The sequence below is a fragment of the Corynebacterium mustelae genome (assembly GCF_001020985.1).
Classification (GTDB): Bacteria; Actinomycetota; Actinomycetes; order Mycobacteriales; family Mycobacteriaceae; genus Corynebacterium; species Corynebacterium mustelae.
On record NZ_CP011542.1, the window covers coordinates 841,697 to 866,610 of the forward strand.

At 54.3% G+C, this 24,914-nt stretch carries 15 protein-coding genes and 1 tRNA gene; 9 read left to right on the forward strand and 7 right to left on the reverse strand.

The genetic code is table 11. From position 1 onward, the window contains the following. The first annotated feature begins 85 nt into the window (after window positions 1–85). The 5 genes from CMUST_RS16775 to CMUST_RS03940 all read left to right on the forward strand — a co-directional run bounded on the left by CMUST_RS16775 (window position 86) and on the right by CMUST_RS03940 (window position 10,825). Entirely contained in the window at window positions 86–3,433 is a 3,348-nt protein-coding gene (locus CMUST_RS16775) for an ATP-dependent DNA helicase (protein WP_158408195.1), read from the forward strand. A gap of 143 nt (window positions 3,434–3,576) precedes the next feature. Further along, entirely contained in the window at window positions 3,577–6,855 is a 3,279-nt protein-coding gene (locus tag CMUST_RS03925) for an ATP-dependent helicase (protein ID WP_047263356.1), read from the forward strand. Window positions 6,856–6,954: 99 nt separating this feature from the next. Continuing rightward, window positions 6,955–8,031, forward strand: a complete 1,077-nt coding sequence (locus CMUST_RS03930) for a potassium channel family protein (protein ID WP_047261418.1) — start codon at window positions 6,955–6,957, stop codon at window positions 8,029–8,031. After that, on the forward strand, window positions 8,028–8,771 hold the full coding sequence (locus CMUST_RS03935; RefSeq protein ID WP_083987408.1) for an NAD(+) diphosphatase: 744 nt from the start codon (window positions 8,028–8,030) through the stop codon (window positions 8,769–8,771). Before CMUST_RS03930 ends, CMUST_RS03935 begins: the two co-directional genes overlap by 4 nt. Continuing rightward, window positions 8,768–10,825, forward strand: coding sequence for an ATP-dependent DNA helicase UvrD2 (locus tag CMUST_RS03940; RefSeq protein WP_047261419.1), 2,058 nt, complete (start codon window positions 8,768–8,770; stop codon window positions 10,823–10,825). Before CMUST_RS03935 ends, CMUST_RS03940 begins: the two co-directional genes overlap by 4 nt. A gap of 83 nt (window positions 10,826–10,908) precedes the next feature. On the opposite strand, the gene CMUST_RS03945 is transcribed toward CMUST_RS03940, so the two are convergent. Further along, a complete protein-coding gene (locus CMUST_RS03945) occupies window positions 10,909–11,793 on the reverse strand; it encodes a hypothetical protein (protein ID WP_236690153.1) in 885 nt (294 codons plus the stop codon). A gap of 85 nt (window positions 11,794–11,878) precedes the next feature. Between CMUST_RS03945 and CMUST_RS03950 the strand changes: the two genes are divergently transcribed. Continuing rightward, window positions 11,879–12,403 (forward strand): M48 family metallopeptidase, encoded by a 525-nt coding sequence (locus tag CMUST_RS03950; RefSeq protein WP_047261420.1) that lies wholly within the window; start codon window positions 11,879–11,881, stop codon window positions 12,401–12,403. Between the two features lie 28 nt (window positions 12,404–12,431). Here CMUST_RS03950 and CMUST_RS03955 read toward each other — a convergent pair whose 3' ends face one another. Continuing rightward, the gene (locus CMUST_RS03955; RefSeq protein ID WP_047261421.1) at window positions 12,432–13,856 is read right to left on the reverse strand and encodes a zinc-dependent metalloprotease; all 1,425 of its coding nucleotides are present in this window, start codon (window positions 13,854–13,856) and stop codon (window positions 12,432–12,434) included. A 789-nt stretch (window positions 13,857–14,645) separates the two neighbouring features. Here CMUST_RS03955 and CMUST_RS03965 point away from each other — a divergent pair. Beyond that, complete coding sequence (locus CMUST_RS03965; RefSeq protein WP_047261423.1) at window positions 14,646–15,698, forward strand: YlbL family protein; 1,053 nt, start codon at window positions 14,646–14,648, stop codon at window positions 15,696–15,698. Here CMUST_RS03965 and CMUST_RS03970 read toward each other — a convergent pair. Continuing rightward, complete coding sequence (locus CMUST_RS03970) at window positions 15,695–16,372, reverse strand: hypothetical protein (protein WP_047261424.1); 678 nt, start codon at window positions 16,370–16,372, stop codon at window positions 15,695–15,697. The genes CMUST_RS03965 and CMUST_RS03970 overlap by 4 nt on opposite strands. Window positions 16,373–16,438: 66 nt before the next feature. Beyond that, entirely contained in the window at window positions 16,439–16,960 is a 522-nt protein-coding gene (locus CMUST_RS03975) for a PPA1309 family protein (protein ID WP_047261425.1), read from the reverse strand. Between the two features lie 76 nt (window positions 16,961–17,036). On the opposite strand from CMUST_RS03975, the gene CMUST_RS03980 reads away from it, so the two are divergent. Both CMUST_RS03980 and CMUST_RS03985 read left to right on the forward strand, forming a co-directional pair. Further along, window positions 17,037–20,000 (forward strand): UPF0182 family protein, encoded by a 2,964-nt coding sequence (locus tag CMUST_RS03980; RefSeq protein WP_144414120.1) that lies wholly within the window; start codon window positions 17,037–17,039, stop codon window positions 19,998–20,000. Window positions 20,001–20,131: 131 nt separating this feature from the next. Further along, window positions 20,132–20,205: transfer RNA gene (locus tag CMUST_RS03985), tRNA-Met, on the forward strand. A gap of 542 nt (window positions 20,206–20,747) precedes the next feature. Here the strand turns inward: CMUST_RS03985 and erm are convergent. The 3 genes from erm to CMUST_RS04005 all read right to left on the reverse strand — a co-directional run bounded on the left by erm (window position 20,748) and on the right by CMUST_RS04005 (window position 24,780). Beyond that, entirely contained in the window at window positions 20,748–21,605 is an 858-nt protein-coding gene (gene erm / locus CMUST_RS03995) for a 23S ribosomal RNA methyltransferase Erm (protein WP_047261427.1), read from the reverse strand. Window positions 21,606–22,129: 524 nt separating this feature from the next. Next, on the reverse strand, window positions 22,130–23,614 hold the full coding sequence (locus tag CMUST_RS04000; protein ID WP_047261428.1) for a M81 family metallopeptidase: 1,485 nt from the start codon (window positions 23,612–23,614) through the stop codon (window positions 22,130–22,132). Then, window positions 23,611–24,780, reverse strand: coding sequence for an ROK family protein (locus CMUST_RS04005; RefSeq protein ID WP_047261429.1), 1,170 nt, complete (start codon window positions 24,778–24,780; stop codon window positions 23,611–23,613). The genes CMUST_RS04000 and CMUST_RS04005 overlap by 4 nt, the downstream gene beginning before the upstream one ends. Window positions 24,781–24,914: the final 134 nt, after the last annotated feature.

Here is a 24,914-nt window from a genome sequence, read left to right on the forward strand (position 1 = left end):
CGACTGCTTTTAACACAAGCGGCTTAGTCTTAGGTGATAAAGTCACACAAACCTCTAAACATTTTCCCACCTGGTAGCTGCAATCATGGATAAAACACAAGCGTATGACCACACCCGTGTTGAGGGCACTGACCTAGAAGAAATCGCCCTGCCCATAGGGGCGGTACGGGTGCAACTGGTTCGGCCAGAAAGTCATAACCCGCAACGTGAGTGGGATAACCCCCTTTTTTCCGAACAACAGGGGGTGTGGCGATTGATCGGAAGCGCTGGTACTGGGGTTAGTTCGTTGCTACTCGATACCATCGCGCACCGAATTGCATCCGGTGAGCGCCCGGAAAATATCCTGGTCATTGCGGCTTCGAAACAAGCTGCCTCACGGCTCAGGCGCGGTATTGTCGCCCGAGTTGCCGGCGATTCGTACCGCTCCGCCAGCACGATGGTGCGCTCAATACACTCGCTGGCCTTTGCACTACTGCGCAGCAGCAAAAAAGAAAACCTTCGGTTGATTACCGGCGCGGAACAAGATGCGGTAATTCGAGAACTACTGGCTGGCCACATTGAAATGCGGATGCCCAGGTGGCCGGAGCAGTGCCGCGAGGCCATCGGCATGGTGGGTTTCGCCCGTGGGTTACGTGACTTCCTCTTACGTGCTGTGGAACGCGGCCTAAGCCCGGAGGACTTGGAAGAATTAGGCCACAGCTACGACCGCCCCATGTGGAGTGCAGCGGGGGAATTTCTTCGAGAATACGAACAAATTATGGCGCTTGGCGGCACGCATTCATTAAGCGCATCCGAGCTGGTCAGCATGGTCTTAGAGACGGAGCTTCCCGACACAAATTTCACCACCATTATTGTCGATGACGCCCAACATTTAGATCCAAAATCCGCTGAGTTGGTGGCCCAATTAATTCAGCGAGCGTCATTCGCGGTCATCGCTGGCGATCCAGAGCAATCCGTTTACCGGTTTAGGGGAGCTAGGCCCACTTTTCTTACCGACTACCCGGTGGATAACGAACTTAAGCTGCACATACCACACCGGATAGTGGCGCAACCTGGGGCTGCCGGAGTGGAATATCGCGAACTCGAATCCGTTGGACAGCAACAGGAAGTAGTCGCTGATATTATCCGACGTGCCCACTTAATAGATGGTGTTGCCTGGAAAGACATCGCAGTAGTTGTCCGATCTGTCGGTATGATCGCCTCGATTCGACGCGGGTTGCTGGCGGCAGGAGTGCCGGTCCATATCGATCCCACCGACATTGTGCTCAGCCAACAACACATCGTCGCGGCATTGCTGCTGGCGGTTCGTGCAGTACGGGAAAAAATCACCCCCAGCGAACTGGAGGAACTCGTGCTAGGCCCAATCGGTGGTGCCGATGCTGTCACGCTGCGTCGGCTATTTCGGGCACTACGCAAAGTGGAATTGCGCTACCACCGTGCAAGCAGCGAAACAGCTGATATGCCGTCTCGCCCCATGATGCGCCGTGCCATCGACATACTTGCGGATATTGTGCTTGATGCGGAACCAGATCCGGATTTCCTAGCTGACGTAACTGCAGAACTTACCCAGCGGGAACTGGATATTCTTTCACGCATCCGCACCGTTTTGGCAGCCGGAAGGCAACCCGGTTCGGTCGAAGAAATACTGTGGAATATCTGGTCCGCCACCAATCTGGATCGACACTTGCTGGCTGTGAGCTTGCGAGGCGGGGCGGCAGGCTCCCAAGCGGATCGCGACTTAGATTCAGTGATGGCGCTTTTCGACGCCGCCGGCGACTGGGTGGAACGACGCCCCACCGCCAGCATCGACTCCTTCATTGCCCATATTCGGGAACAAGAACTACCCACTGGTGTACGCGATCGTCGACTAGCTACACCAGAGGCGGTCAGCATCGTAACCGCGCACGCAACTTCCGGCCAGCAATGGGATACTGTTGTCGTCTGCGGGGTGCAGGAAGGACAATGGCCCTCACTGGGGGAAACTGGTACTTTATTCGGCCAGGAAGAACTCGTCGACCTGATCGATGACGGCATCGAACCTGGAACCCCCATCTCCCGGGCGGCGGAACGGCTTGCCGAGGAACGTCGTCTCTTTCATATGGCAACCAGCCGCGCTACCCGGGCGTTATTTATTACCGCAGTCGATGCGCCAGATGCCGAAGAAGCACTCGAACCCTCCCGGTTTGTGCGCGAATTCGCTGAATACAACGCCGCCGTCGCTGAACACGATAACCACGCGGGGCAAGCTCTAACAGCAGACACCAACGAGACGATTACATCGCAACCAGCCGACGAAACCACGGCAAAAGCCCCGAATCTGGTTGAGGCTACGCGGCCGCACCAAGGAGATCTCTTCGAATTACTCGATGCTGTTGACACTGAAACCACACCAGATGCAGGCAAGGCGGTTGGCTTAGCCGAGCCGGTAGACAGCTACACCACTCGATTGTTGTCGGTACCTGCAATTGTGGCGGAACTACGGCGCGCACTTATCAATCCACAAGTGAACCAACGCGCCAAAGACCAAGCTGCGCGTCAATTGGCACGGCTAGCAGACGCCGGAATCCCCGGCGCTGACCCAACGCAGTGGTGGGGGATCGCAGACAGCAGCGAAACCACAAAGCTAACAGTCAAACGGTTATCGCCGTCGCGCATTGAAGCTGGCTTGGAATGCCCACTGCGGGCAACCTTGCACCAGGTGCTCACCGATGAAGAAACCCCCATAGCGTTGCTTCGGGGTACTTTGCTACACGCATTTGCAGAAGCTATTGCTACCGGTGCCGATGTTGATGCCGCACGGGAAGCTATCATCACCGCGTTCGATTCCATTGTAAAAGCACCACAGTGGCTAAAAGAACACGAAATTCATGTGTGGAAAGATGCCCTCGACAGAACAGCGCTGTGGTTGCAGACCACCCGGGCAGTATTTGAACAGGTAGGGGTGGAGATCGCCGCGAATGTTCAGCTACCAAACGGGGTGCAGCTCGTCGGCCGGATTGACCGGTTGGAGAAAACCGACGATGGTGGTTATCACATTGTCGATTTCAAATCAGGGATCAATCGGCCTACTAAAGACGAAACCCAAAACCACGTTCAGCTCATGGCGTATCAATTAGCGTTGCGGCATGGGCAATTAACCGACACAGACGCTGCCATCGTCTCAGGTTCGGGCATCAAGGTGGACGGGGCGAGCTTGGTCTATCCGGAAAAACCAGGCAAAACTATCGCTACGGTAACCCAGGCGTCGAAAAGCGACGCAGAATTGGCAGAGTTTGCTGCCGCGTTACCGCCGCTTGTCGAGGAACTTTCCGGCCCAGTATTGCGTGCCACCACCAATCGGCACTGCCGAAGCTGCCAATTATCAGTGCTGTGCCCAGCACGTGATACCGGACAGTGGCTGACCCACCCGACAACAGGGACCACCGAAACCTAAAAACAAAACCAAACCGATCAGGCAAAAAACCTGCGAAAACCAGACACCAAAACCAAACACAACCGTGAGGAGCACAATCCATGGCAACAGATACGCCAGCCGGTGCACACAACGCTGCGCAGTCAACCACGCTGTCTGGTGGTATGCCACAGCAAACTGACACGGTTGACCCGATCGCGTTATCGGGGCTGTTAGGGCAGAAATTTCCGCCCACCCCACAGCAAGCTGACGTTATCGAATCCGAATTAGGGCCATTGTTGGTGGTGGCTGGTGCCGGTGCTGGAAAAACCGAAACAATGGCGGCCCGGGTGGTGTGGTTGGTGGCCAATGGTCTTATTGAACCGGAGCGGGTACTAGGCTTGACTTTCACCAGAAAGGCAGCCCAACAGCTGTCAAAACGTATCCGCACTCGGTTGGAACAATTGGCAGGTATCCCGGATATCGGTGTGCTGGACCCCAGCGGAAAATTGGTTCGCAGTTTGACAGCCATTGCACCTACGGTTTCCACCTATGACGCCTTTGCTGGCAAACTCATCGGTGAATTTGGGCTCATGCTGCCAGTAGAACCAAGCTCCAGGGTCATTACTAACTCAGAGCTGTTTAGGATCGCATATTCCATTGTCGAAACCTACGGCGGAGTGTTGACCACCAGCAATAAGCCCGCCACCGTTGTAGAAACCCTACTGGCGCTGGTATCCGAGCTCGATAGCCACATGGTCAGTGCTAAGGATGTGTGGGAAGAAACCACACCGTTTGTGGAGCTTTTCGATACATTACCTAAAGGCCCCAGGCAGCGGGATGCGCTCAACCAAACCATGCAGAAATGGAAGGACACCCAACAAACCAGGTTGGAATATTTACCACTGGCTCAGGCGTTAAAAGACCATTTGTTAGAAAAAAATCTCACCACCTTCGGTGAACAAATGTCGTTGGCCGCCAGGCTTGCCCAAAAAGCCCCCGAAGTGGGGAAAACGCTGCGTAATCGGTTCCAGGTCGTATTGTTAGACGAATATCAGGATACCAGCCATGCGCAGCGGGTGTTGCTTAGCACTTTATTCGCTGGCAGCGCGGTTACAGCAGTGGGGGATCCTATGCAGTCTATTTACGGGTGGCGCGGCGCAACCGCAGCTAACCTGGAACGATTCGTCACTGACTTCGCGGCTGATGGGGCGGTAGCGCCTAAAAAAGAATTAACGATGAGCTTTCGTAACCCACCCCGGGTTTTGGCCTTAGCAAACGCAGTATCAGCCACCGTTTTAGGGCCAGCAACCGACCCACGCCGCCCGGTGCAACCCCTAGAATCATTGCCGGACGTTCCCGCCGGTGATGTAGCTTTAGGGTTTTTTGCTACCGGCGAAGCCGAGCGAGAATTCATTGCGGATCAATTGGCTACCGAATACCACGATACGAGCACTGATGAACCATTCACCGCAGCGGTTTTGGTGCGCAAACGTGCACATATGGCGGCAATGGCCCTGGAACTTCACAAGCGGGGTGTACCAGTAGAAATCGTGGGTTTGGGTGGGTTGCTTGACATACCTGAGGTTGCCGATATGGTTGCCATTGCCACCATGCTTATTCGGCCTACAGATTCCCAGGCGGCGTTACGCATTCTGGCGGGACCGATGGTGGGGCTCGGGGTTGCCGATATTACTGCGTTGGCCAAGCGTGCCGCGAACTTGGCGGGTCGCAGTAAAGCTGAAACGGTTGACACCGAAGTCATTGCCGACCCTATGGAAAAGCTAACTGCGATTATCAATCAAACAGTGCCAGCGGAACCCGAAACCGTCGTGGGCCTAACCGACGCAATCGCGGATTTAGGGGAGCCGGAATCCTACAGCGCAGAAGGCTACCGAAGGCTCATGCGGTTAAGTGGTCAATTACGTGCCCTTAGGCAAACAGTTGCAGCAGGTCAAAGTCTGCCGGATATTTTCGCCGACATTGAACGTGTGATGGGGATACGTACGGAAGTATTAAGCCGCGAAAACCCTCACACCGATGGGGCTGCGGGCACAGTGCACTTGGATAAGCTGCATAGCGAAGTGGCAAGTTTCGCCACCGTGGCGGATGCTACGTTGCAGCAGCTTTTAGATTATTTCACCATTGCTCGCAGCCAAGATAATGGACTTACGCCGGGGGAAGTGGTGGTGCGCAGCGATCGGGTGCAAATTTTAACTGCACACAAAGCAAAGGGGCTGGAGTGGAAAACCGTTTGCGTTTTGCATGCTGATAACCGCACGTATGCAGCTAGGGTGTCCACCTGGCTTACCAATGTTGCTGCTGTGCCCTCCACGCTGCGTGGCGATGTTGCGGAAGACGGTGACCAGGTGGGCTCACCGGTGTTTGATACCGTAAGCCCAGAGAATCGAAGCGAATTTGAAAAAGCAGGCAAAGAGCATATCGATGCTTTTAAACAAGGCGCTGCGGAGGAAAACACCCGGCTGTTTTACGTGGCGATCACCCGCGCTGAACAGCGACTATTTGTTACCGCTTCCCAGCAACTTGACCCCGAAAGCACGACACAATCCGAGCCCTACGAAAACTTCCTTTTGCTCAAAGAACACGCGCCAGATTGCGTGGTGGAATGGTTCGATGGGGAAGCTAACCCCACGCATGACTCCACTAGACCACGTGAGGGATTATTCCCTCGACCTGCGCATGATGTCGCTACCTCCTCAGCTCTCATGGCGGCCGCCGCCCGGGTGCGAAAAGCCCGTGAATCGGAAATTCCGTTCAACGACGATAAAGATATTTTTGCGTTGTGGGAAAAAGACGTTTCAGCGCTTATCGACGAACACGAGCGCATGAAAGCTCGCGTAGTTTCAGTCGAATTGGCGCGGGAATTAACCGCAACCGATGTGGTCGCGTTAAAGCAAAACCCGGAACAATTTGCCAAAAGACAACGTCGTCCAGTGCCGTTTAAGCCGAATCAATACGCTAAACGCGGAACCGAATTTCACATGTGGCTGGAGGAACGCTTCGGTGGCGCGGCGCTGTTAGATCAGTCGGAGTTACCTGGCATGGATGAAGAAATCAGTCCGGTGCAATTGCAGGAACTCAAAGATGCGTTTGTTTCCGGGCAGTTCGCCGATCGGACGCCGATGTTTGTGGAACAACCCTTTGAGGTAGCCATCGATGGAATTGTCATTCGCGGTCGGATGGACGCGATCTTTAAAGACCCAGATGGCTGGCATATTGTGGACTGGAAAACCGGCCGACCGCCAACTAAAGCGGACATGCGGTTTCTTTCGATGCAATTGGCGGTGTACCGGTTAGCCTGGGCGCAGTTGCAGGGGATCGCCCCACAAGATATTCGGGCGTCATTTTATTACGTACGTGATGACGAACTTGTAAGCGCTGCAGGCTTACCTTCTGAAGCTGAGTTAGGAGAGGTGTTTGCCCAAGCGGTAGAAATGGACTAATAGTGGTAACCTTGGGTTTCTTGAGCACCGTGTTGGGATGGATATCAACGTAGGTTATGTTTTGGGCCAAAAATTTTAGTTTTTCAGGAGCGAAGTCAAATGCCGAATAGGTTTGCCGATCGGTTTCGTGCGGAAACGCAAGCGCCGGAAACCCCAGAGCATGCGCTGCTGAATGTTATCAGCATCCCGGCAAAAATGCAGGTCAGTCCGCTTCGGCTGATTGCTAGGCGGTTCGTCATAGCCATTATCCTCATAACCATCGTCGCGGTTGTGGCGTACATAGAAAAAGATGGTTATTCCGAAGATTTAACGTTTATTGATGCGTTGTACTATTCGGCGGTTACGTTGTCCACCACGGGTTACGGTGATATAACCCCGGTTACCCAGTCAGCTCGATTGATTAATATTTTTGTGGTTACGCCGCTGCGTCTTGCGTTCCTGATACTTTTGGTCGGCACCACCTTATCGGTGCTTACCGAGGAATCGAGACGTACCTGGCAGATTCAACGTTGGAGGAAAAAATTGCGCAACCACACCATCGTCATTGGTTACGGCACCAAGGGGCGTTCCGCCGTTTCTGCACTACTGGCAGACGGGACGTCCCCCAAAGACATCGTGGTGATTGATACCGACCAATCGGCGCTGGAATTAGCAGCCAATGCGGGTTTGGTGACGGTTGTTGGTTCCGCCACCCGCTCGGAGGTGTTGCGTCTGGCGGGGGTGGGTAAAGCTAAAGCCATCGTGGTGGCACCGAGTACAGATGATACTGCTGTGTTGGTGACATTGTCGGTGCGAGAATTGGCCCCAAGCGCCTGGATTGTCGCCAGCGTGCGGGAGAGCGAAAACCAGCATCTACTAGAACAATCAGGGGCAGATTCCGTCGTGATTTCTTCGGAAACAGCTGGCCGGATGTTGGGCTTAGCCACCGTCACCCCATCTGTTGTGGAAATGATGGAGGATCTGCTATCGCCAGACGAAGGTTTCTCCGTTGCTGAGCGGCCAGTTGCGGAAGATGAAGTGGGCGCAAACCCGCGTCACCTCGCGGATATTGTCTTGGGAGTGGTGCGTTCCGGCGAGTTATACCGAATCGATTCCTTGGAAGCGGAAACTGTGGAACCCGGTGACCGGTTGTTGTATGTTCGACGGGTCTTTAGCAACGATGTGAAGGACCAGTGAGCGCGCTAGTTTTTGATTCCCACGGCCGCACGCTTGTCGACGTCACCGGGGCGCCGTTGCAGGTCACCGAAATCGCGGGGGTTCCGGCTTTCCCATTAGACACCCCAGATGGGGAACCTCTCGTGGTGCAGCGGGTCGCCAACCTTGACCAATGCGCACCGGAAGGCGTCGACAAGCGAATTTCTCGCACCAATGATTCCCTGGCTATCTATGCCTTGGCGGTTTTACACCACCGGGAATCGTGCCGGTTTGATCCGCTCACCGGCGCGCCGCTGGATTTTTCCGACCATCTTATCGGAACCGTAAACCGAGGAGACAAGCACCTCAAGGCGGTATTTCCCCGGATAGATCCGGCTGTGATCGGCATAATTTCGCTACGTGATTCCGATCGTATCCTGGTGGCGCAAAACGCGGCGCGCCCCGGTTACTATTCACTGATCGCGGGCTATGTAGGGTTGGGGGAGACCTTTGAAGAAACCATGACCCGGGAAGCCTGGGAGGAAACTGGCCGTCGAATTTCAGAAATCCGGTATCTCCGCAGTCAACCCTGGCCGTATTCTGGTTCCATCATGGTGGGGTTTTCCGCCACTACTACTGATGAATTCCCCGTCGGCGAATTAGATGGCGAATTGACGGATATTCGATGGGTATCTAAAACCGACGTGCTTTCTGGTGCCATAGCTCTACCTGGTGCAGGGTCTTTGGCACGATCATTAATTATGGAATGGGTGCATTCGTGATAAACCTAGACGATCTTGATTCCGATCAACGCCAAGCCGCCACCGCGCCACGCGGGCCAGTGGCGATTCTCGCGGGCGCCGGCACCGGTAAAACCCGCACCATCACCTACCGAATCGCGCATCTTATCGACCAAGGTTTCGTCAGCCCCAACCGAGTCATGGCGGTGACCTTCACCAAACGCGCCGCAGGTGAAATGGCACACCGACTGCGCCTGATGGGGATCGGCGGCGTGCAAGCCCGCACGTTTCACGCTGCGGCGATGCGGCAACTGAGCTACTTCTGGCCGCAAGTAGCAGGAAACCTGCGGTGGCGGCTGTTGGATAATAAATTCCCACTAGTGGGGCGAGCCACCCGGGCAGCCGGAGTGGATTCCTCGGTGGAGAATGTCCGAGATATCTTAAGCGAAGTCGAATGGGCGAAATCGCGACTCATAACCCCAGAACAGTACGTGAAAGAAGTGGGCACTCGCCGCACCCCCTGCCCACCAGAAACCATCGCCAAGATTTATAACCGATACGAGGAATCGAAGGTCGCACCTGAGGGAATGCTTCTTGATTTCGATGATCTATTGCTTCATGTGGCTGGCGCCATCGAAAATTCCACCGCAATCGCTGAGGAATTCCGGCAGCAATACCGCACCTTCGTCGTCGACGAATACCAAGATGTTACTCCGCTGCAGCAGCGAGTTCTTGAGGCTTGGTTGGGAGAACGCGACGACGTGACCGTAGTTGGCGATGCCAACCAAACAATCTACTCGTTTACCGGTGCAAGCCCGGACTATCTATTAAATTTCTCGCGGACCTACCCTAATTCCACCGTGGTAAAACTACAACGCGACTACCGTTCCACCCCGGAGATCACCACGCTTGCCAATACGGTCATCAGTAAAGCCGCCGGCCGGGCGGCCGGCACACGGCTGGAATTGGTTGGTATGCGCCCGGCTGGCCCGAATCCACAATTTCACGCGTATGATGACGAACCAGCTGAGGCTCGGGGAGTGGTTGCAGAAATCAAGAAGCTATTAAATAGCGGTGTGCCTGCATCGGAAATAGCGGTCTTATACCGGATAAACGCACAATCCGCTACCTTCGAACAGGCGCTTTCCGAAGCCGGAATCGTCTACCAGGTGCGCGGCGGTGAAGAATTCTTCAAACGCCCAGAAATTCGCCAAGCCATCAGCCAATTGGTTCGGGTAAGTAATCGGGACGATGTGCCAGAAGATGCAATCGGCGCAAAGATACACAACCTAGTTAGAGCCGTGTTGGTGCCCATGGGGCTTAGCGCCGAGGAACCCGCAGGAACCCAAGCCCGCGAACGGTGGCAAAGCCTCAATGCTTTAGTTGAACTTAGCCATGAATTAGGGCAAGCCACCCCCGACCTTGACATTCACGGGTTATTAGCCCAATTGCAGCAACGGGCGGAGGCGAAGCACCCACCCACGATGCAAGGAGTTACCTTAGCATCGCTGCACGCCGCGAAAGGTTTGGAATGGGATGCGGTTTTCCTGGTTGGACTAACCGACGGAACCCTGCCTATCAGTCACGCTGTGAAATCCGGCGACGAAGCAATCGAAGAAGAACGGCGATTGTTCTATGTGGGAGTGACCCGAGCCCGGGAATACCTGTACCACTCATGGGCGGCCGCACGCCAGGAAGGTGGGCGTGCCAGCCGAAAACGCACCAGATTTTTAGATGACATCGTGTATGATTCGGCAAGCAACAACACGCCCACCACCCGAAAGAAACGCGCGACGCGCTGTAAAGTATGCGGCCAGCCGTTGACCGATCCGCAACAAAAAGTCCTCGGTAGGTGCCTCGATTGCCCATCAACCGCCGATGCTCAAGTGTTTGAGACTCTCCGCACCTGGCGGGCAGGGGTTGCTAAAGATAACAATGTTCCCGCATACATCATCTTCACAGACGCCACCTTGATGGCCATAGCTGAAAACCTCCCCACCACCGAAGCAGAACTACTTGCCATCCCCGGTGTCGGTGAGGTTAAACTCGAACGCTATGGTGAAGACCTGCTAGCGACACTTGCCAGGTTTCAGTAACTACTCTGCGCTTGTCGACACACCCACCTGTGAGGTTGGGACACCACAGTTTATGCTCAACCACCAAGCCGTGCCGTTTGTGACTACGCAGCCGACCAGCAGGCAGGGCAAATAGGATGCGAGGCGATTATAAACTCCGATTCGACCTCCTTAAAAGGTGAAACCTCAATAACAGTTCCGGGCTCAAGGTGCTTATTCACAACCCCAGGTGCTGGATAGCGTGGTTGAAGCAGCGCCCCTAACCGGGCGGCCACTGTATATTCAACAACCGGATTTCGTCGGGGATTCAGTGGCATCTGTGTTGTCATTGAACGCCACAGTGGATCTACGCTCGCGCGGTAGAGTTCCGCACACTGTAAACAGGGCCCCACCCCATCAACGCGAACGGGTCCGATAACGCCAGTCGCATCAACCATCGAAACCGGTATCACATCAGGCCACCTGGCCAGTTGTTGTGCTATACGCCGCTTTGATCCCAACTTTCCGGCAGTCACCACCGGAATATCCCACGAAAGTTGTGAGATAAACTTGGAATCAGAATCGCCCTGGCGCGGGCGCCGCACAGTAATGCCCAGCTCAGTTAGAACCTTGCTGACAGTATGCGCCAACGGGGATGTCCCTAACACCGCTAAGGTGATCTGGCGCGCCGGGATGAGAACACCGTGGTTGAGTAGGTCATCTATGAGTTGGTCGGATTGCGGGTAACCCAACCCAGTCATTGCGATTCGTCGGCGTAGTATCGTCAATGAGGTGGGGCGAATGCACGCGCTAAGAATGGGGCTTAACAGCCGGATGATAGGCGCCCGGGCTTGGAAAATTCCGGCAGTGGTGGCGTCAAGCCCGAATTGCAACGCGGTGCTATCCCTGGTGAGGATATGCGCCGCTGGGCTTAACATCACTTCTGTTTGAGTGGCCGCTTGCTCTTCGGCCTGTGAGGTAGTGGTTGTGGTTTCTGTCAGTGGTGGCACACTGGCTAACCGTGCTGTGAGTGAAAAGTGGTTTCTTTCTTCCCCCAACATATATTCATAATGGCACACGCTAAGATGTTTTGTCATGCATTCTGAGGAGTTTTCCCCCAAAGTTGAGGTGATTCGTTCGACGCGGCGTCGTAAATCGATCGCGGCGCGGCTTGTCGACGACCGCATTGAGGTGCGGGTGCCTGCCTTGCTGGACCCAGCTGAGGAGCAGCGGCTTGTTGAGGAAGTAGTGGCGAAACTCAAAGCGAAGAAAACCTCCACCGTGCGCAGCGACGCGGATCTCATGCAGCGAGCCAGGCGGCTAAATGAAGATGTACTCGGTGGTAGAGCTTTGATCGGTTCTATTCGATGGGTGACTAACCAGAATTATCGGTGGGGGTCGTGTTCAGTTCTTAGCGGGGATATTCGGATTTCTCATCGGCTGCAAAATGTGCCTGACTACGTATTGAACGCGGTGATTGTTCATGAGTTAGTTCACACTTTTATCACAGATGGGCATTCGAAAGACTTTTGGTACTTCGCAGACAAAGCCCCCCAAGCGGAGCGGGCCAAAGGATTTTTAGAAGCCTGGCAGTATTGCTACCAGGCTCCTGCCCGTTGACTGGGGGACGGATGTTCGGTAGGAAGGATTAAGAAGCGTCGTTATCTGGTGCTTCATCTGATTCGGATGTGTCCTTTTCTTTTTTGGACGTATCCGTATCGGTGTCAGAAACGGGGTTTTCTTTATGGTCGTGCTCCGGTTGTTGCGCCAGCATTTCTTCCAGCGCGGTGATCTCGGCGATGGGGTCGAAAGTGCTGGTGTCGGAATCGTCAAGCAGTGTGTCGATAAACTCTGCCGAGTTTTCTAAGTGTTCTGCAGACGGAAGGAAATCTGGGTGATCCCACACTTGATCGCGTCGTTTGGTACCAACTGCGACGGTAATGCGTCGCCACAGTTCAGTCGCCTCGTTTACTTTAGGAGCAGCGAATTCAATGCCGACGACGGAGGAGAACGCACGTTCTGCTGACCCGCCGGTGGCTCGACGTCGTCGCCATGCCTCGTTTAATTTTGCGGTCGCTGGTACCCGGTCACCCATTGCCTCGGTGACCACTAGTTCCACCCACCCTTCAATCAAAGCCAGTAGCGTTTCGAGTCGAATGGTGGCACCTTCGTTACGGGACCTAATTGTTGGTTCTAAGTTCATGTCCTGCAATTGCGCCATCGCATCCTGGATGGCGGCAGGATCCTGGGATTCGATATTCAAGCTGCGCATGGCTTCTTCCATGGCAGAGGTGTCGATTTCCAAGCCAGCGGCGTATTCCTCAACTGAAGAAATAAGCCGTTCTGTTAGCCACGGTACGTGACGGAATAGACGCTGACGTGCTGCTTCCCGTGCAGCTAAGTAGACCAAAACATCTTGGTGGGAAACCCCCACCTCTTCTGAGATGCGGGCAACTGCTGCTGGTAATAAAGCCGTGGTGTGGTTAGGGGCTAATTGGATTCCAAAATCGGAGCCGGAAAGTGACTGTACTGCCAAGTCACCAAGGGCGTTTCCTAGTTGCAGGCCGAAGTTCATTGAGGCCATTCGGTCCATCATCCCCAAGATCGGCCCCATCATTTCGCGGGCTTCCTCCGGCATGGAGTCGATTTTTGCTTGGTTCATCTGTTGCGCGACTGGGGTAACCATACGTTTCCAGGTGGGGAGGGTATTGTTAAACCAGTCCTCGGCGTTCCAAGCCGCAACAGTGTTCTCCGAGGCGGGTAAATATGTGGCGTCGTTAAGCCAAAGTTCGACCAGGTGGACAGTATCAGCAACTGCTTTTTCTTCGCTGGCGGTTACGTGCGGTGTTTTTCCTATTTGTTGCCTAGCAATACGTTCGGCTACCGCATAATTGACTGGGCCAGCGCCGTCCGGTGAATTCATGGACGAACCTAAACCAGAAAGCATTTGGCCAAACTCATTTAAAACGTCGCCAATTCCGCCGCTAAAACCACCGAATGGGTTGTTATTGTCGCGGTTATTTTCGTCGTCATCGCGGGGGCCAAATCCGAAAGAAAATCCAAAGCTATTCATGACCTAAACGCTACCTACTTCTACCTAGTTCATGCCATTAGCACGACAACGCTGTTAGCGAACATCGAGAGTTCACCTGGGGGTTTTGTTAGAATCCGGATATGTCACAGGCAGCTGACATCAGATTGTTATCTCGCTGCCAGCGCCCGGTGCGGTGCAGCCTGTCGCGGAAGCCGGAAAACGCACACCATATCAAAAGCAAAACCCGTGACAATGAATTGAAGCTTTCTTGCCAAGGTGTGGGTGGGGGGATGGTATGGGAAGCGAATTCCACTGCTTATAAGGTTGAATCCACACAAACTTGGATTAACTGGGGTTTGTTGGCATTGGTTTATACAAACGGTCACAATCGCCAACTCGACCTTATCTGGTATGTACTCAATGGCAGGAATCCATGCGTCGGCTTCGAATTGGTCGAGCTCACAATCAATAACACGCACCCTGGGCGGGATGTGCGAAACCAGCGCCTCTAGCAAGGCAAGCCCAACTCGACCTATTTACCGTCATTTACGGAAAAACACGGTTCCGCATCCGGAAAAGTCGAGTTGCAGCGAGATGTCCCCCTGTCAGAAACAGGGGCTAGGTCCGAAAGCGGTCAGGTTACTAGGCAGTATGGAATTTTCCGGAGCGAGAATCTCACTTGGGAAGAAGCACACTTGGACAGGTCTTCACCGATCAAAGTTTCCCATCCGGTTCCACGGGACGCGGCGCGCCGGGCCGCGTGGTGGAACGGCGCCCTAATTCGTCGGCTTGAAGTCGTGGTGGGGGCGTGCTGTACGCTAGTTATTCGTGAATCGACGTATCCGAACCTTGGTCTTTGGTGCTGTTCCAGTGCTTGCGCTGTTGGTGGCTGTGAACACGACATCCATTCCGGGCACCAATATTTCCGTAACCGTGCCCTATGCGGCGGAGGGGCAGGGCCCAACGTTTAACACTTTGGGGGACATTGATGGGGTTACGGTGGTGGATATCACAGGTACTGAGGTTGATGAAACCGCAGGTAAGCTAAATATGACCACGGTGTCGGTGCGTACCAATATGACGGTAATGCAGGCAGCGAGTAGATGGTTATTTAGTGGCGATAACCTCATTCCAATCGAGCAGGTTATTCCGCAAGATAAATCAGAAGATGAGGTCAACGAGCTAAATCAGCAAGCATTTTTGGTGTCTGAATCGGCGGCTACCACGGCGGCTTTGCGTTACCTTAATAAGCCACTGGAAGTTGAAGTCGCCGATACGGTGGTTGATTCCCCAGCTCATGATGTGATGGAAGTAGGCGATCGCATCGTCGCTATCGGTGGCACCGATGTGAAAAGCGGGGGACATGCACAGGAATTGGTGCGTAAGAAACGCCCTGGTGAGGTTGTTACGGTCAGTTTTGTCCGTGATGATAAGCGCATGGATGCGGAAGTTATTTTGGCAACCCATCCGAATGACCCGACTATGCCGTTGTTGGGTATTTCTATGGTGACGGTTCCAGCTGAAGATATCACCGTCGAATATAACTTGGACGATATCGGTGGCCCATCGGCAGGTATGATTTTTGCGCTTGCGGTGGTCGATAAATTGTCGCCAGGCAAACTCAACGGTGGGAAATTTGTCGCGGGTACCGGCACGATTGACGATAACGGCGCTGTGGGGCACATTGGCGGAGTAGTGCACAAAGCCAAAGCGGCGGCGGATAGTGGCGCAGAATTATTCCTTGCCCCCAGGTCGAACTGTGGGGAATTGCGCGGAAAGAGTTTCGGCACCATGACCGTGGCTGCGGTGGATACGTTAGAAGAGGCGATTGATCAAATGGATCGCTATGCCAACGGCAAGGACGTGGAAGGCTGCCGCTAGTCTAGGCTAGTTTTTGCGTCGGTTGGTTCGGCTTCCGTGCTGCTTTTCGACGCCGCCTGGTCCGCATTTTCCGCTAGTCCTAGTTCGTGAATGCGTTTGGTGGGGTCGATTTCGTCGGTCGATACCATTTGCTGCATCACCAACCCTTCCTCATTGTCCACGACGGTAATGATTGCCGTGTTGCCTAAGGTGGACCATCCCACAACAAATCGCCCGGTATCTTTGATCACCCGGGAATTACGCAGACCGGTGAGCAATTGAGTGGTGGATGCGGCTTTGGCATCCGAGGCAAAAAATTGGAACTGGCCCACATCCTTACCAGTGCACGCCATGGAATCCTCCACCCCGTTAGGGTCGCAGGTATCAAACTGGGCAAATAGTGTATCGGGTGCTAGCGTGCCAAACTTTTTCTGGGTTTCGGCTACTGCGGAATTAACTGTGGACCGCGAACTGGAACTTGACGGGGTTTCGCTATTGGAGCTCGACGCTTCCGTCGTCGACAAGCTAGTCGACTGGCTCGTCGTGGGTGTCGACGCCGCCGACACAGGTGCAGGCGCCGTCGAACTTACCGGTGGCGAGTCGTTGGAAGAACATGCCGAAAGCACAATGGCTGAAGCTGCCACCAGTGATGCGGCCAATAAGCGCGACGAATCAGCGCGAACCGAAAGTGTCATGTGCCTAAATTCCTTTGTAGTTCTTCCAATTGGTGCTCACCCCAAGTGTATGCAAGGAGGATTATTCTACTCAAAAGTGGCCTTAAGTGCTGCAATAACCCCTGGTGCTATGCCCGCCCCGCCCCGCAACTGAATGTCATCTTCAGCGAACGGGCCTTTCTCGGCCAATTCCTCTTCGGTGGGGCGAAGCTGCAGTAACGTCAATTCGACGTCGCTGCGCAGCACCCCGCTGAAAAGCCTGGCGGCACGTGGAGTTCCGGCGGGGTCAGCGGCATCGCTAAACATAATCTCTTGGGCCAAAATGGCTCCAACTACCTCGTCCGGCCACATTACACGCGAAATGTAGTCGCCGAGCTCATCAGAACCCGGCAGGATCGTATCCGGAAGTTCGTCCTGTACCACCAGCGCAAGCGGGGATTGCTCAATTTCTGCATCGTCGATAACGTCAACGAGCAATCTTGCCGGAACCAACCCAAACAGTGTGGGCGGTGCGTCCCACCCTTCTGCATGGATAAAATCAACAGCCTCGCGCATTGCTTTATTTAATGCTTGGGGCATAGATTCCCGGTCATGGTTTTGGCTCGTCATTGCTCACTGTCCTTCCCAGATATAAGTCGGTAAAGTAGGAGACTACCTGTGATTAGCCCCAACAACGAAAAAGGAGATGGCGTTGGCTACTGGCCTAACTCCACCAACCCCACAAGTTGGTCGACCCCCACGACTGGTGTCGATCATTGTGTTGGTTTTGTTCATTTTAGGCACCATCGTCCCTACACTCATCAGTTTTTATACTGACCTATTGTGGTTCGGCGAAGTGGACTTTAGGGGGGTGTTTAATAAAGTAATCCTGACTCGTGCCGCACTGTTTATCGGCTTCGGTCTGATATCCGCGCTCATTGTGTGGATTGCAGCAACCATCACCTTGCGAGGCAAGCCATCCGATGAATCTCGGATGTTTGAGCTTGATCGGCAGATGTACGAGTACCGCAAACAGCTTGATCGCACCACACGTAAAGCACTGAAGTTCCTGCCGATTGTTGTCGGCGTGGTTGCTGGTTTCTTAGGTCAACGAAGCTGGCGGGTAGTGCAACTATTCTTAAATCGCCAAGACTTTGGGATAACCGACCAGCAGTTTGGTGTAGATTACGGATTTTATGCGTTTACCTTGCCAATGATCCGGTTGGTGGTAGGAACGTTATCAACACTTCTGGTTTTGGCCTTTATTGTCGCCCTGATCGGACACTACCTCCTTGGCAATATTACCGCTGGTAATGCGGCAGCTGGCCAGAAATCCCGCATCGCTCGCTATGCACAAATCCAACTTGCAATAACCGCAGGTATCTGGATGCTGCTGAAAGCGGTGGGGTATTGGTTGGATCGCTATGATCTGCTCTTCAATCGCCATGAGACCTTTGTTGGTGCGTCATATACCGATATCCATGCGGTGCTACCAGCTAAATTGATTCTGCTGTTCATCGCCATTTTGGTGGCAGTGAGTTTCTTCAGTGTTATCTTCCTGAAAGACTTGCGGATTCCTGCGCTGACCACAGTGTTAATGGTATTTTCCTCACTTGTGATCGGAAACGCATGGCCGATCATGATGGAACGATTCTCGGTTCAACCCAACCGTGCGGAGAAAGAAAGCGAATACATCTCCCGCAACATTGAGGCAACCCGATTCGCTTACGGTCTCACCAACGAAAACGTCACCTACCAGGAGAACTGGGGTGCTAAGGGTGCAAGTAAAGACGCGGTAGCCTCCGATGTTGCCACGGTTTCTAACATCCGCTTGCTCGACCCAGAGATTATTTCGCCAACGTTTACCCAGCTGCAGCAGCTGAAAAACTTCTACGGCTTCCCAGCATCATTGGCGATGGATCGCTACGAGATCGACGGTGAATTGCGCGACTTCGTGGTCGCCGCCCGCGAAATCAACCCCAACTCGCTGCGGGAAAACCAGCAAAACTGGATTAACCGCCACACTGTTTATACCCACGGCAATGGGTTCGTGGCAGCCCAAGCTAACCAGGTGGACGAAGTCGCACGTGACGTTGGCTCCGCTCGCGGTGGCTACCCCGTCTTTACGGTTTCTGATTTACAAACCACCGATGAGGACGCAAAGAAACTAGGCATCGTGGTCAAAGAACCTCGTGTGTATTTTGGCCCGCTGATCTCTTCTGCCGAAGACGGTAAAGATTACGCCGTGGTTGGTTCCGATAACGGAAATTCGGTGGAATACGACACCGATTCCTCCACTTACACCTATGCGGGTAAAGGCGGCGTCGACATTGGTAATTTCTTCAACCGTGCTGCATTTGCTGCCCGATACCAAGAGCTCAATCTCATCCTTTCCGAGCGAGTAAACTCCGAATCGAAGATTCTTTTTGAACGTGACCCCCGTACCCGAGTACACAAAGTTGCACCGTGGTTGACCACCGATTCCACCACCTATCCGGCGGTTATCGATGGCCGAATCAAGTGGATCGTCGACGGCTATACCACGCTAGGTAGCCTGCCGTACGCTTCTCGCACCAGCCTGACCGCTGCAACCAACGACACCTCTGGTGATGTTGGCTCTGCCCAGCGGCCACTGGTTACCGACGAAGTCGGCTATATCCGAAATTCGGTAAAGGCAGTGGTTGATGCTTACGACGGTTCCGTGGAGCTCTACCAGTTTGATAAGCAAGACCCGGTGCTGAAGGCATGGATGGGCGTATTCCCTGACACTGTAAAGCCAAAAGAAGAAATCTCCACCGAATTGATGGATCATATCCGCTACCCGCAGGATATGTTCAAGGTGCAGCGCGCGATTTTGGCCCGCTACCATGTTGACGAAGCCCGCGACTTCTTCACCAACGACCGGTTCTGGTCTGTTCCGGACGACCCGTCTGCTGATGAAAGCAACCGGGCTGCTCAACCGCCGTTCTATGTTGTTGCCGCTGATCCGGAAACTGGAAAACCGTCGTTCCAGCTCATTACCCCATTCCGTGGCCTTAACCGCCAGTATTTGGCTGCCCACATGTCGGTGAGCTCCGACCCGGAAACCTACGGCAAGATTACAGTTAGGGTTTTGCCGACCGACACCCTAACCCAGGGTCCGCAACAGGCGCAGGACACTATGATCTCCTCCGACCAAGTTGCCCGTGACCAAACCCTGTGGAAGGCTACAACGGATTTGAAGAACGGCAACCTTCTTACCCTGCCGGTCGGTGGCGGTGAAATTCTCTACGTGGAGCCGATCTACTCCAAACGCAAAGGCCAAGAGTCGGCGTTCCCGAAGCTACTGCGCGTACTGGTCTCCTACAAGGGGCAGGTTGGTTACGCACCCACAGTTTCTGAGGCACTAGCCCAAGTTGGTATCGATCCGCGTGCCGCCCAGGACTTGGCGGAAGCAGAAGGAATTGATACCACCCCGACCGAATCCGATAGTGCGCCAGCTGATGAGGAGAAACCACAAGAGGTTCCGACCCCACCGGCAGCTGCGGCAAATGAAGCCGAAGCGATCAAGGGAATTAACGAAGCCCTGGATAAGCTACGTGATTCCCGCAGCGGCACCCATGAGGAATACGGCAAGGCACTGGATGCGTTAGACAAAGCAGTCGAGGATTACCAAAAGATTGCCAAGTAACTAACGCCCCAGTGAAATCCCCAACATAAAACCCCACGACAACGGGCTTATATGCTGGGGATTTGTGCTTTAACTGTAAGCTGGGTAAAGTTATCACCCGTTGCAAGGAACACATGTTCTTCGCTTCACGGCGCGGGGTGGAGCAGCTCGGTAGCTCGCTGGGCTCATAACCCAGAGGTCGCAGGTTCGAATCCTGTCCCCGCTACTAAACCAGAGACCGTCTCGAAAGAGACGGTCTCTCTTGCTATCTGTGGATACCCGGTAGGTTCCGAGTCATTGCGTTAAGACAGCCTGGTACCACCTGAGCCTTTCAGTGATTGCGGAATGTGCTGGTTTGACGTGTGGCACTTCAGTGCTGAAGTTGTAAGGTGGATTTCGTAAAATCCGCAGGTAGAGATGGCTAATGGTGCGGGTTTGTGGGGATAACTCGACCTTTTCGTGGTTTGGCGGGCGGATTGCAAGGCCTAGGGAGCGAAAAGTCGAGTTAGGGGTGCGGGGCACTAAGCTGGCTGCGCCTGAGATTGGGGTTTGGGGTGGGGGATTGTCGGTTGGTTCGCGGTGTATGGCAGGTGATGATGTTCCCAGGTTTGCCCCTGGGGTGGGCAGCCGGTACAAGATTCTGAGGGCAGCTCGACCTTTTCCTGATTCGGTGGAGGATTTCGTAGCTTTTGTAGATGAAAAGTCGAGTTAGGGGTAAGGCCCCTGCCACAGCTGTTTGTTCCCCAACCCCAAGCAGGTTTAAAAGGATTACTTTTTCCGCCTACGGTTCCTCCGGTTGCCGGATCGACGTTGCCGACTCCCCGTTGTAGGCCCGGATGGATTCCGGGGTGGGGAGCCACCTGTCACTTGGAACAAGTCGATCCAATCGTTAACGTCCACTTTGGGAGGGAAGGTTGTTGCCTTGATTCCGCGAGAACGTAGCCACATGTGTGCCTCTGACTTGGATGTAAAAAGCCCTAACCGTGAGAGAATCTCACCTATTCCGCGTCCTTTCCCGGTGAAGACGGCGTGTACCATCGTCTGAAAGACTTTGCGCTCGGCTATCGGAATTTCGGGGTTTTCTTTCCGATGGATAACAAGGATTCCACCGTCAACATTCGGCTGCGGGCTGAAAGCAGAACGTGGCACACGGGCAACCAACCGGAAGCCAAACCACGGGGCCCATTGGGCAGTCATCAGTGTGTTTCCGCCTATTCCGGCGCGGCGGCGTGCCACCTCCCACTGCATCAGAAGTACAGCATCGCGCCAGTGTGGGGCGTGCAACAGTTTCCGGAGTATGGCGGTGGTGATATGGAAGGGGATGTTCCCCACGATAACGTGGGGAGTAGCCGGTAACCGGAACGTGAGAAAGTCACGATGAACTATCTCAAGGCACCCCGGTATGGATTTTTCCTTGAGGCGGGTGGCTAGTTTTGTGTCTACCTCAATAGCTGTTACGGATCTTCCTAGACGGGTGATCGGAAAAGTAAGGGCACCGCGTCCGGGGCCGATTTCAACGATGGGGCCAGTGGTTTGGGCGACAACATCGACGAAGGTGTTGATGGTTTTGTGGTCGGTGAGGAAATTTTGGCCGTGTTCATGGCGGCCGTGTCCGTATGCAGACATCAGGTGTGCTCCATTGGGTTGATGTGGAGCCGGGCATGACAAAACACCGCCCGGCTATGGTACCGGGACGGTTTTCAACCCATGAGGGGTTGGGAAACCGCCTTAGCGGCTGTTGCGCAACCGCACGAAAGCGGAACCTGTGAATGTCATGGTGAAAACAATACCTCACTGCCACCACATGTAGTGAGCAAGCCCGACGGACACACGTTCTTGTACGCAAGAAAATCTTGTCAACCCAGATTTGCGTTGTTTTCGGTGGTGCGGTGAACATAGCCACACTCGACCTTTCCGCGTCACGTTCACGAAACCAACTGCCACAACACGAATAGGTCGAGTTGCGTGTCAAAAACTGCACCAATTATTCGCCTGCCTGGAAATTTCCGATGATCAACCCCTCAACTTCGTACTAGCAGTTGGCAATAAAATGCGAAACCAAAGTTTGATGGCTTACAGAAGTTAGACAACGAGGATCCATGACTGGGAGACTCGTCGTCTAAGAATGAAAAAATCAATGACTGGGCTGGTTATGCGTCCTTATTGGTCACCACCACCCACTCCGGTTCGTCCATGTCCGGGTCGAAGGGGAACATTGGTCGGGTGATCCGGTGGTGGCCTAAGCGGATGAGGTCTTGGTCAACGCCACCTGGGGTTAGTGCCAGCATCCACCCCTTGGCAATGGCGTGGAGTTCCGGTTCCAAATATCCGATTTTGACGCAGATGATCTCCTTTTCTTCCGGCTCAATCCCCAGGCGACGGTACATGTCCAAGGTCGCATATTGGGTGCGGCGGCTGGTGATAATCACCTGTAGTGTGCCCACATCGATGCGGGCGCATATGCCGCCGGTGGGGTCGTCGGCAAGTGCGCCGACGATACCGGAGACAGTGACGGTGCCAGGTGGGGTGGTGTCGATATGCCCGCCAACTGGGATGCTTATCGACGCCCCCACACCAGCGTTGCTGGCAGCGTGTACGGCGGCGGGATCAACGATGGAAGCGAGAACACTCGGGTGGTTGACTGCTTCGGAATGCATGAGGGCATCAAGAGTAAAAGTGCAGTCATCGGCACCGCCCGCGCCGGGGTTGTCGCCAGAGTCAGAAATGATAAATGGGTGCTGGTCAGGTGAGGCGCTGAGTGCCTTATCGAGGCAGTCGGCAAACTGGGCGGCGGGGGCGACAAATTCAAATTCGTGGCGTACCGACCAGAGTTGTTGAGCTAGTTCAAGGGCGTTTTCCTCCACAAGTGGTGCGTTATCGCCATAGACTACGATTGCTGCGGTGGAACGCGGCTCATCAGCCCAGGCGTAGCCAATCCAAATGGCGGCGTCGGTGATCCCATCCAGAGTTTCGATTTCGGGAATGCTGCCGTAGAGGGATTTGGCGGGTTCAAGGCGCGTGGAGGTCATTTCCCCAGGTAGCAGAATGGGGACATGTACGAGTGCTTTGTGCGGCTTGGCGGCGTCGAAAAGCAATGCGTGGCAGAGATTGCGGGCGCCGCGCTCCCGGGTTTCCCAGGTGTCCTCGTGTGGGGCAAGTCGGAAGCAGGTGAGTTGATCGCAACCGTGGAACAGCGTGGTGGACACGTTGCCGTGCAGATCCATGGTGCAGCCGACGAAGATATCACTGCCGACGGTGTTACGGATGGCGGTGATGAGATCACCTTCGGCGTCGTCTAATCCGATGACATTCATTGCGCCGTGAATATCGAAATAGATGCCATCCAGGGCTTTTGTCGTGTTTGCCTCGGCGAGTTTTTCGCAGATTTCGTCCCGCCAGCTGTAGTAATCTTTGGCTTCGACCGGGCCGCCAGGCACCGCGCGGGCGTGCAAGATGGGAATCCATTCGACTGCTTGTGACCAGTCGCGATCGGTGTGTGTGATCCACGGATAGCGCTGAAGCAATTCCTCGCCGCGCAGAACAGTAAAATCGCTGGCGGTGGCGATATGTGGGGTAAAGGTGCTGCATTCGGTGTGTAATCCACAGATGGCAATTCGGGGTCGGGATGTGGTCATGATGAGGTAGGGGCTCCTTGATTCGTGCGGTTGATGGCAGCGAAGCACAGCTCAGCCATGCCGTACAGTGCAGCGTCAGCCTTGGTGAGTGAAGCTTCAATGGTGAGGTCCTTGGTGGTCATGGGCAAGCAGCGGGCGTAAAGTTCACTGCGTATCGACGCAGTAAAGACGTCGATGCTAGAAAGCGAACCGCCAACGATCACGTCGGTGGGATTTAAGAAAGTAACTAGTGGCGCTAATACCCGGCCTACGCTGGTACCGGCACTGCGTAGCATGGCGGTGACTACCGGATCCCACTGTTCTGCGCGCTCTACCACCTGGGCCACGGTATGAACATCAATGCCTTCTTCGCCAAGGGCACGGATAATGCCTGCGCCGCTGGCGACGGTTTCCATACACCCGGCGCGTCCGCAGCTACAAGGACGATCGCCTGCCTCTGGAACGGAATTATGCGCGATATCACCAGCGAGCCCACCGCCACCAGTATAGATTTCGCCGTTGAGCACGGCAGCGCCACCGATCCCAGTTCCAGCTTTGACATAGATTCCATTCCACGTGCCAGGGGCATCTTCGCGCATGGCGCATTCACCAATGGCACCTGCGCGGGCGTCGTTGTCGATCTCTACGGGGGCTAAGACAAGTTCGTTGAGGATAGGGGCAAGTGGGACGTTATTCCACCCTGGCATTCGGGCGGCACCCACCACCATTTGCAAGCTACGGTCTACCGGTCCGGGTAATGCTATCCCCAATGCGGCTGCGGAAGGTTTTGCTAGTGCTTTCTCGGATAAAACCTTAAGGTGTTCGATAATCCGGGAGAGAACAACCTGGGGGCGGTCGGTCAATGAAACGGGTACCTCTTCGGTGGCAACGAGGTTTCCCGGCCGGTCAGCTATACCGATGCGGGCATGGGCAGAACCAATTTCGGACAGCCATATAGGATCGTGGCGGTGTGTGGGTTTTAGTACCTGTGTGCGTCTGCCACCGGTGCTGGCGGTGGGGGATTCATCCACCTCGCCGGTGTTGATGAGTTCGCGGACGATATTGGACACGGTGGAAGAGGAAAAACCAGTAGCAGTGGCGATTTCAGCACGCGAAATACCCGCGGGGGTGGCGTCGATAAGCTCGCTGATGACTGTCTTCGCGCCAGGGGCTGCCAGATTATCCATGAGATCGATTCTCCTTTCGTGCAGCTTATGGCGTTTTTATCGAGTTTGTCACACTATACCCTAACACCGAAACTGGATAAAGTTACTTTTTCCACTTAAAAATATAAAAAATTTATCCGAAAACCATAAAATAA

Bases quoted from the DNA above. Each gene is read 5' to 3' on its own strand.
- CMUST_RS16775 (WP_158408195.1), top strand. From the start codon at position 86: ATGGATAAAACACAAGCGTATGACCACACCCGTGTTGAGGGCACTGAC.
- CMUST_RS03925 (WP_047263356.1), top strand. From the start codon at position 3,577: ATGCCACAGCAAACTGACACGGTTGACCCGATCGCGTTATCGGGGCTG.
- CMUST_RS03930 (WP_047261418.1), top strand. From the start codon at position 6,955: ATGCCGAATAGGTTTGCCGATCGGTTTCGTGCGGAAACGCAAGCGCCG.
- CMUST_RS03950 (WP_047261420.1), top strand. From the start codon at position 11,879: ATGCATTCTGAGGAGTTTTCCCCCAAAGTTGAGGTGATTCGTTCGACG.
- CMUST_RS03955 (WP_047261421.1), bottom strand. From the start codon at position 13,856: ATGAATAGCTTTGGATTTTCTTTCGGATTTGGCCCCCGCGATGACGAC.
- CMUST_RS03970 (WP_047261424.1), bottom strand. From the start codon at position 16,372: ATGACACTTTCGGTTCGCGCTGATTCGTCGCGCTTATTGGCCGCATCA.
- CMUST_RS03975 (WP_047261425.1), bottom strand. From the start codon at position 16,960: ATGACGAGCCAAAACCATGACCGGGAATCTATGCCCCAAGCATTAAAT.
- CMUST_RS03980 (WP_144414120.1), top strand. From the start codon at position 17,037: ATGGCGTTGGCTACTGGCCTAACTCCACCAACCCCACAAGTTGGTCGA.
- erm (WP_047261427.1), bottom strand. From the start codon at position 21,605: ATGTCTGCATACGGACACGGCCGCCATGAACACGGCCAAAATTTCCTC.
- CMUST_RS04000 (WP_047261428.1), bottom strand. From the start codon at position 23,614: ATGACCACATCCCGACCCCGAATTGCCATCTGTGGATTACACACCGAA.
- CMUST_RS04005 (WP_047261429.1), bottom strand. From the start codon at position 24,780: ATGGATAATCTGGCAGCCCCTGGCGCGAAGACAGTCATCAGCGAGCTT.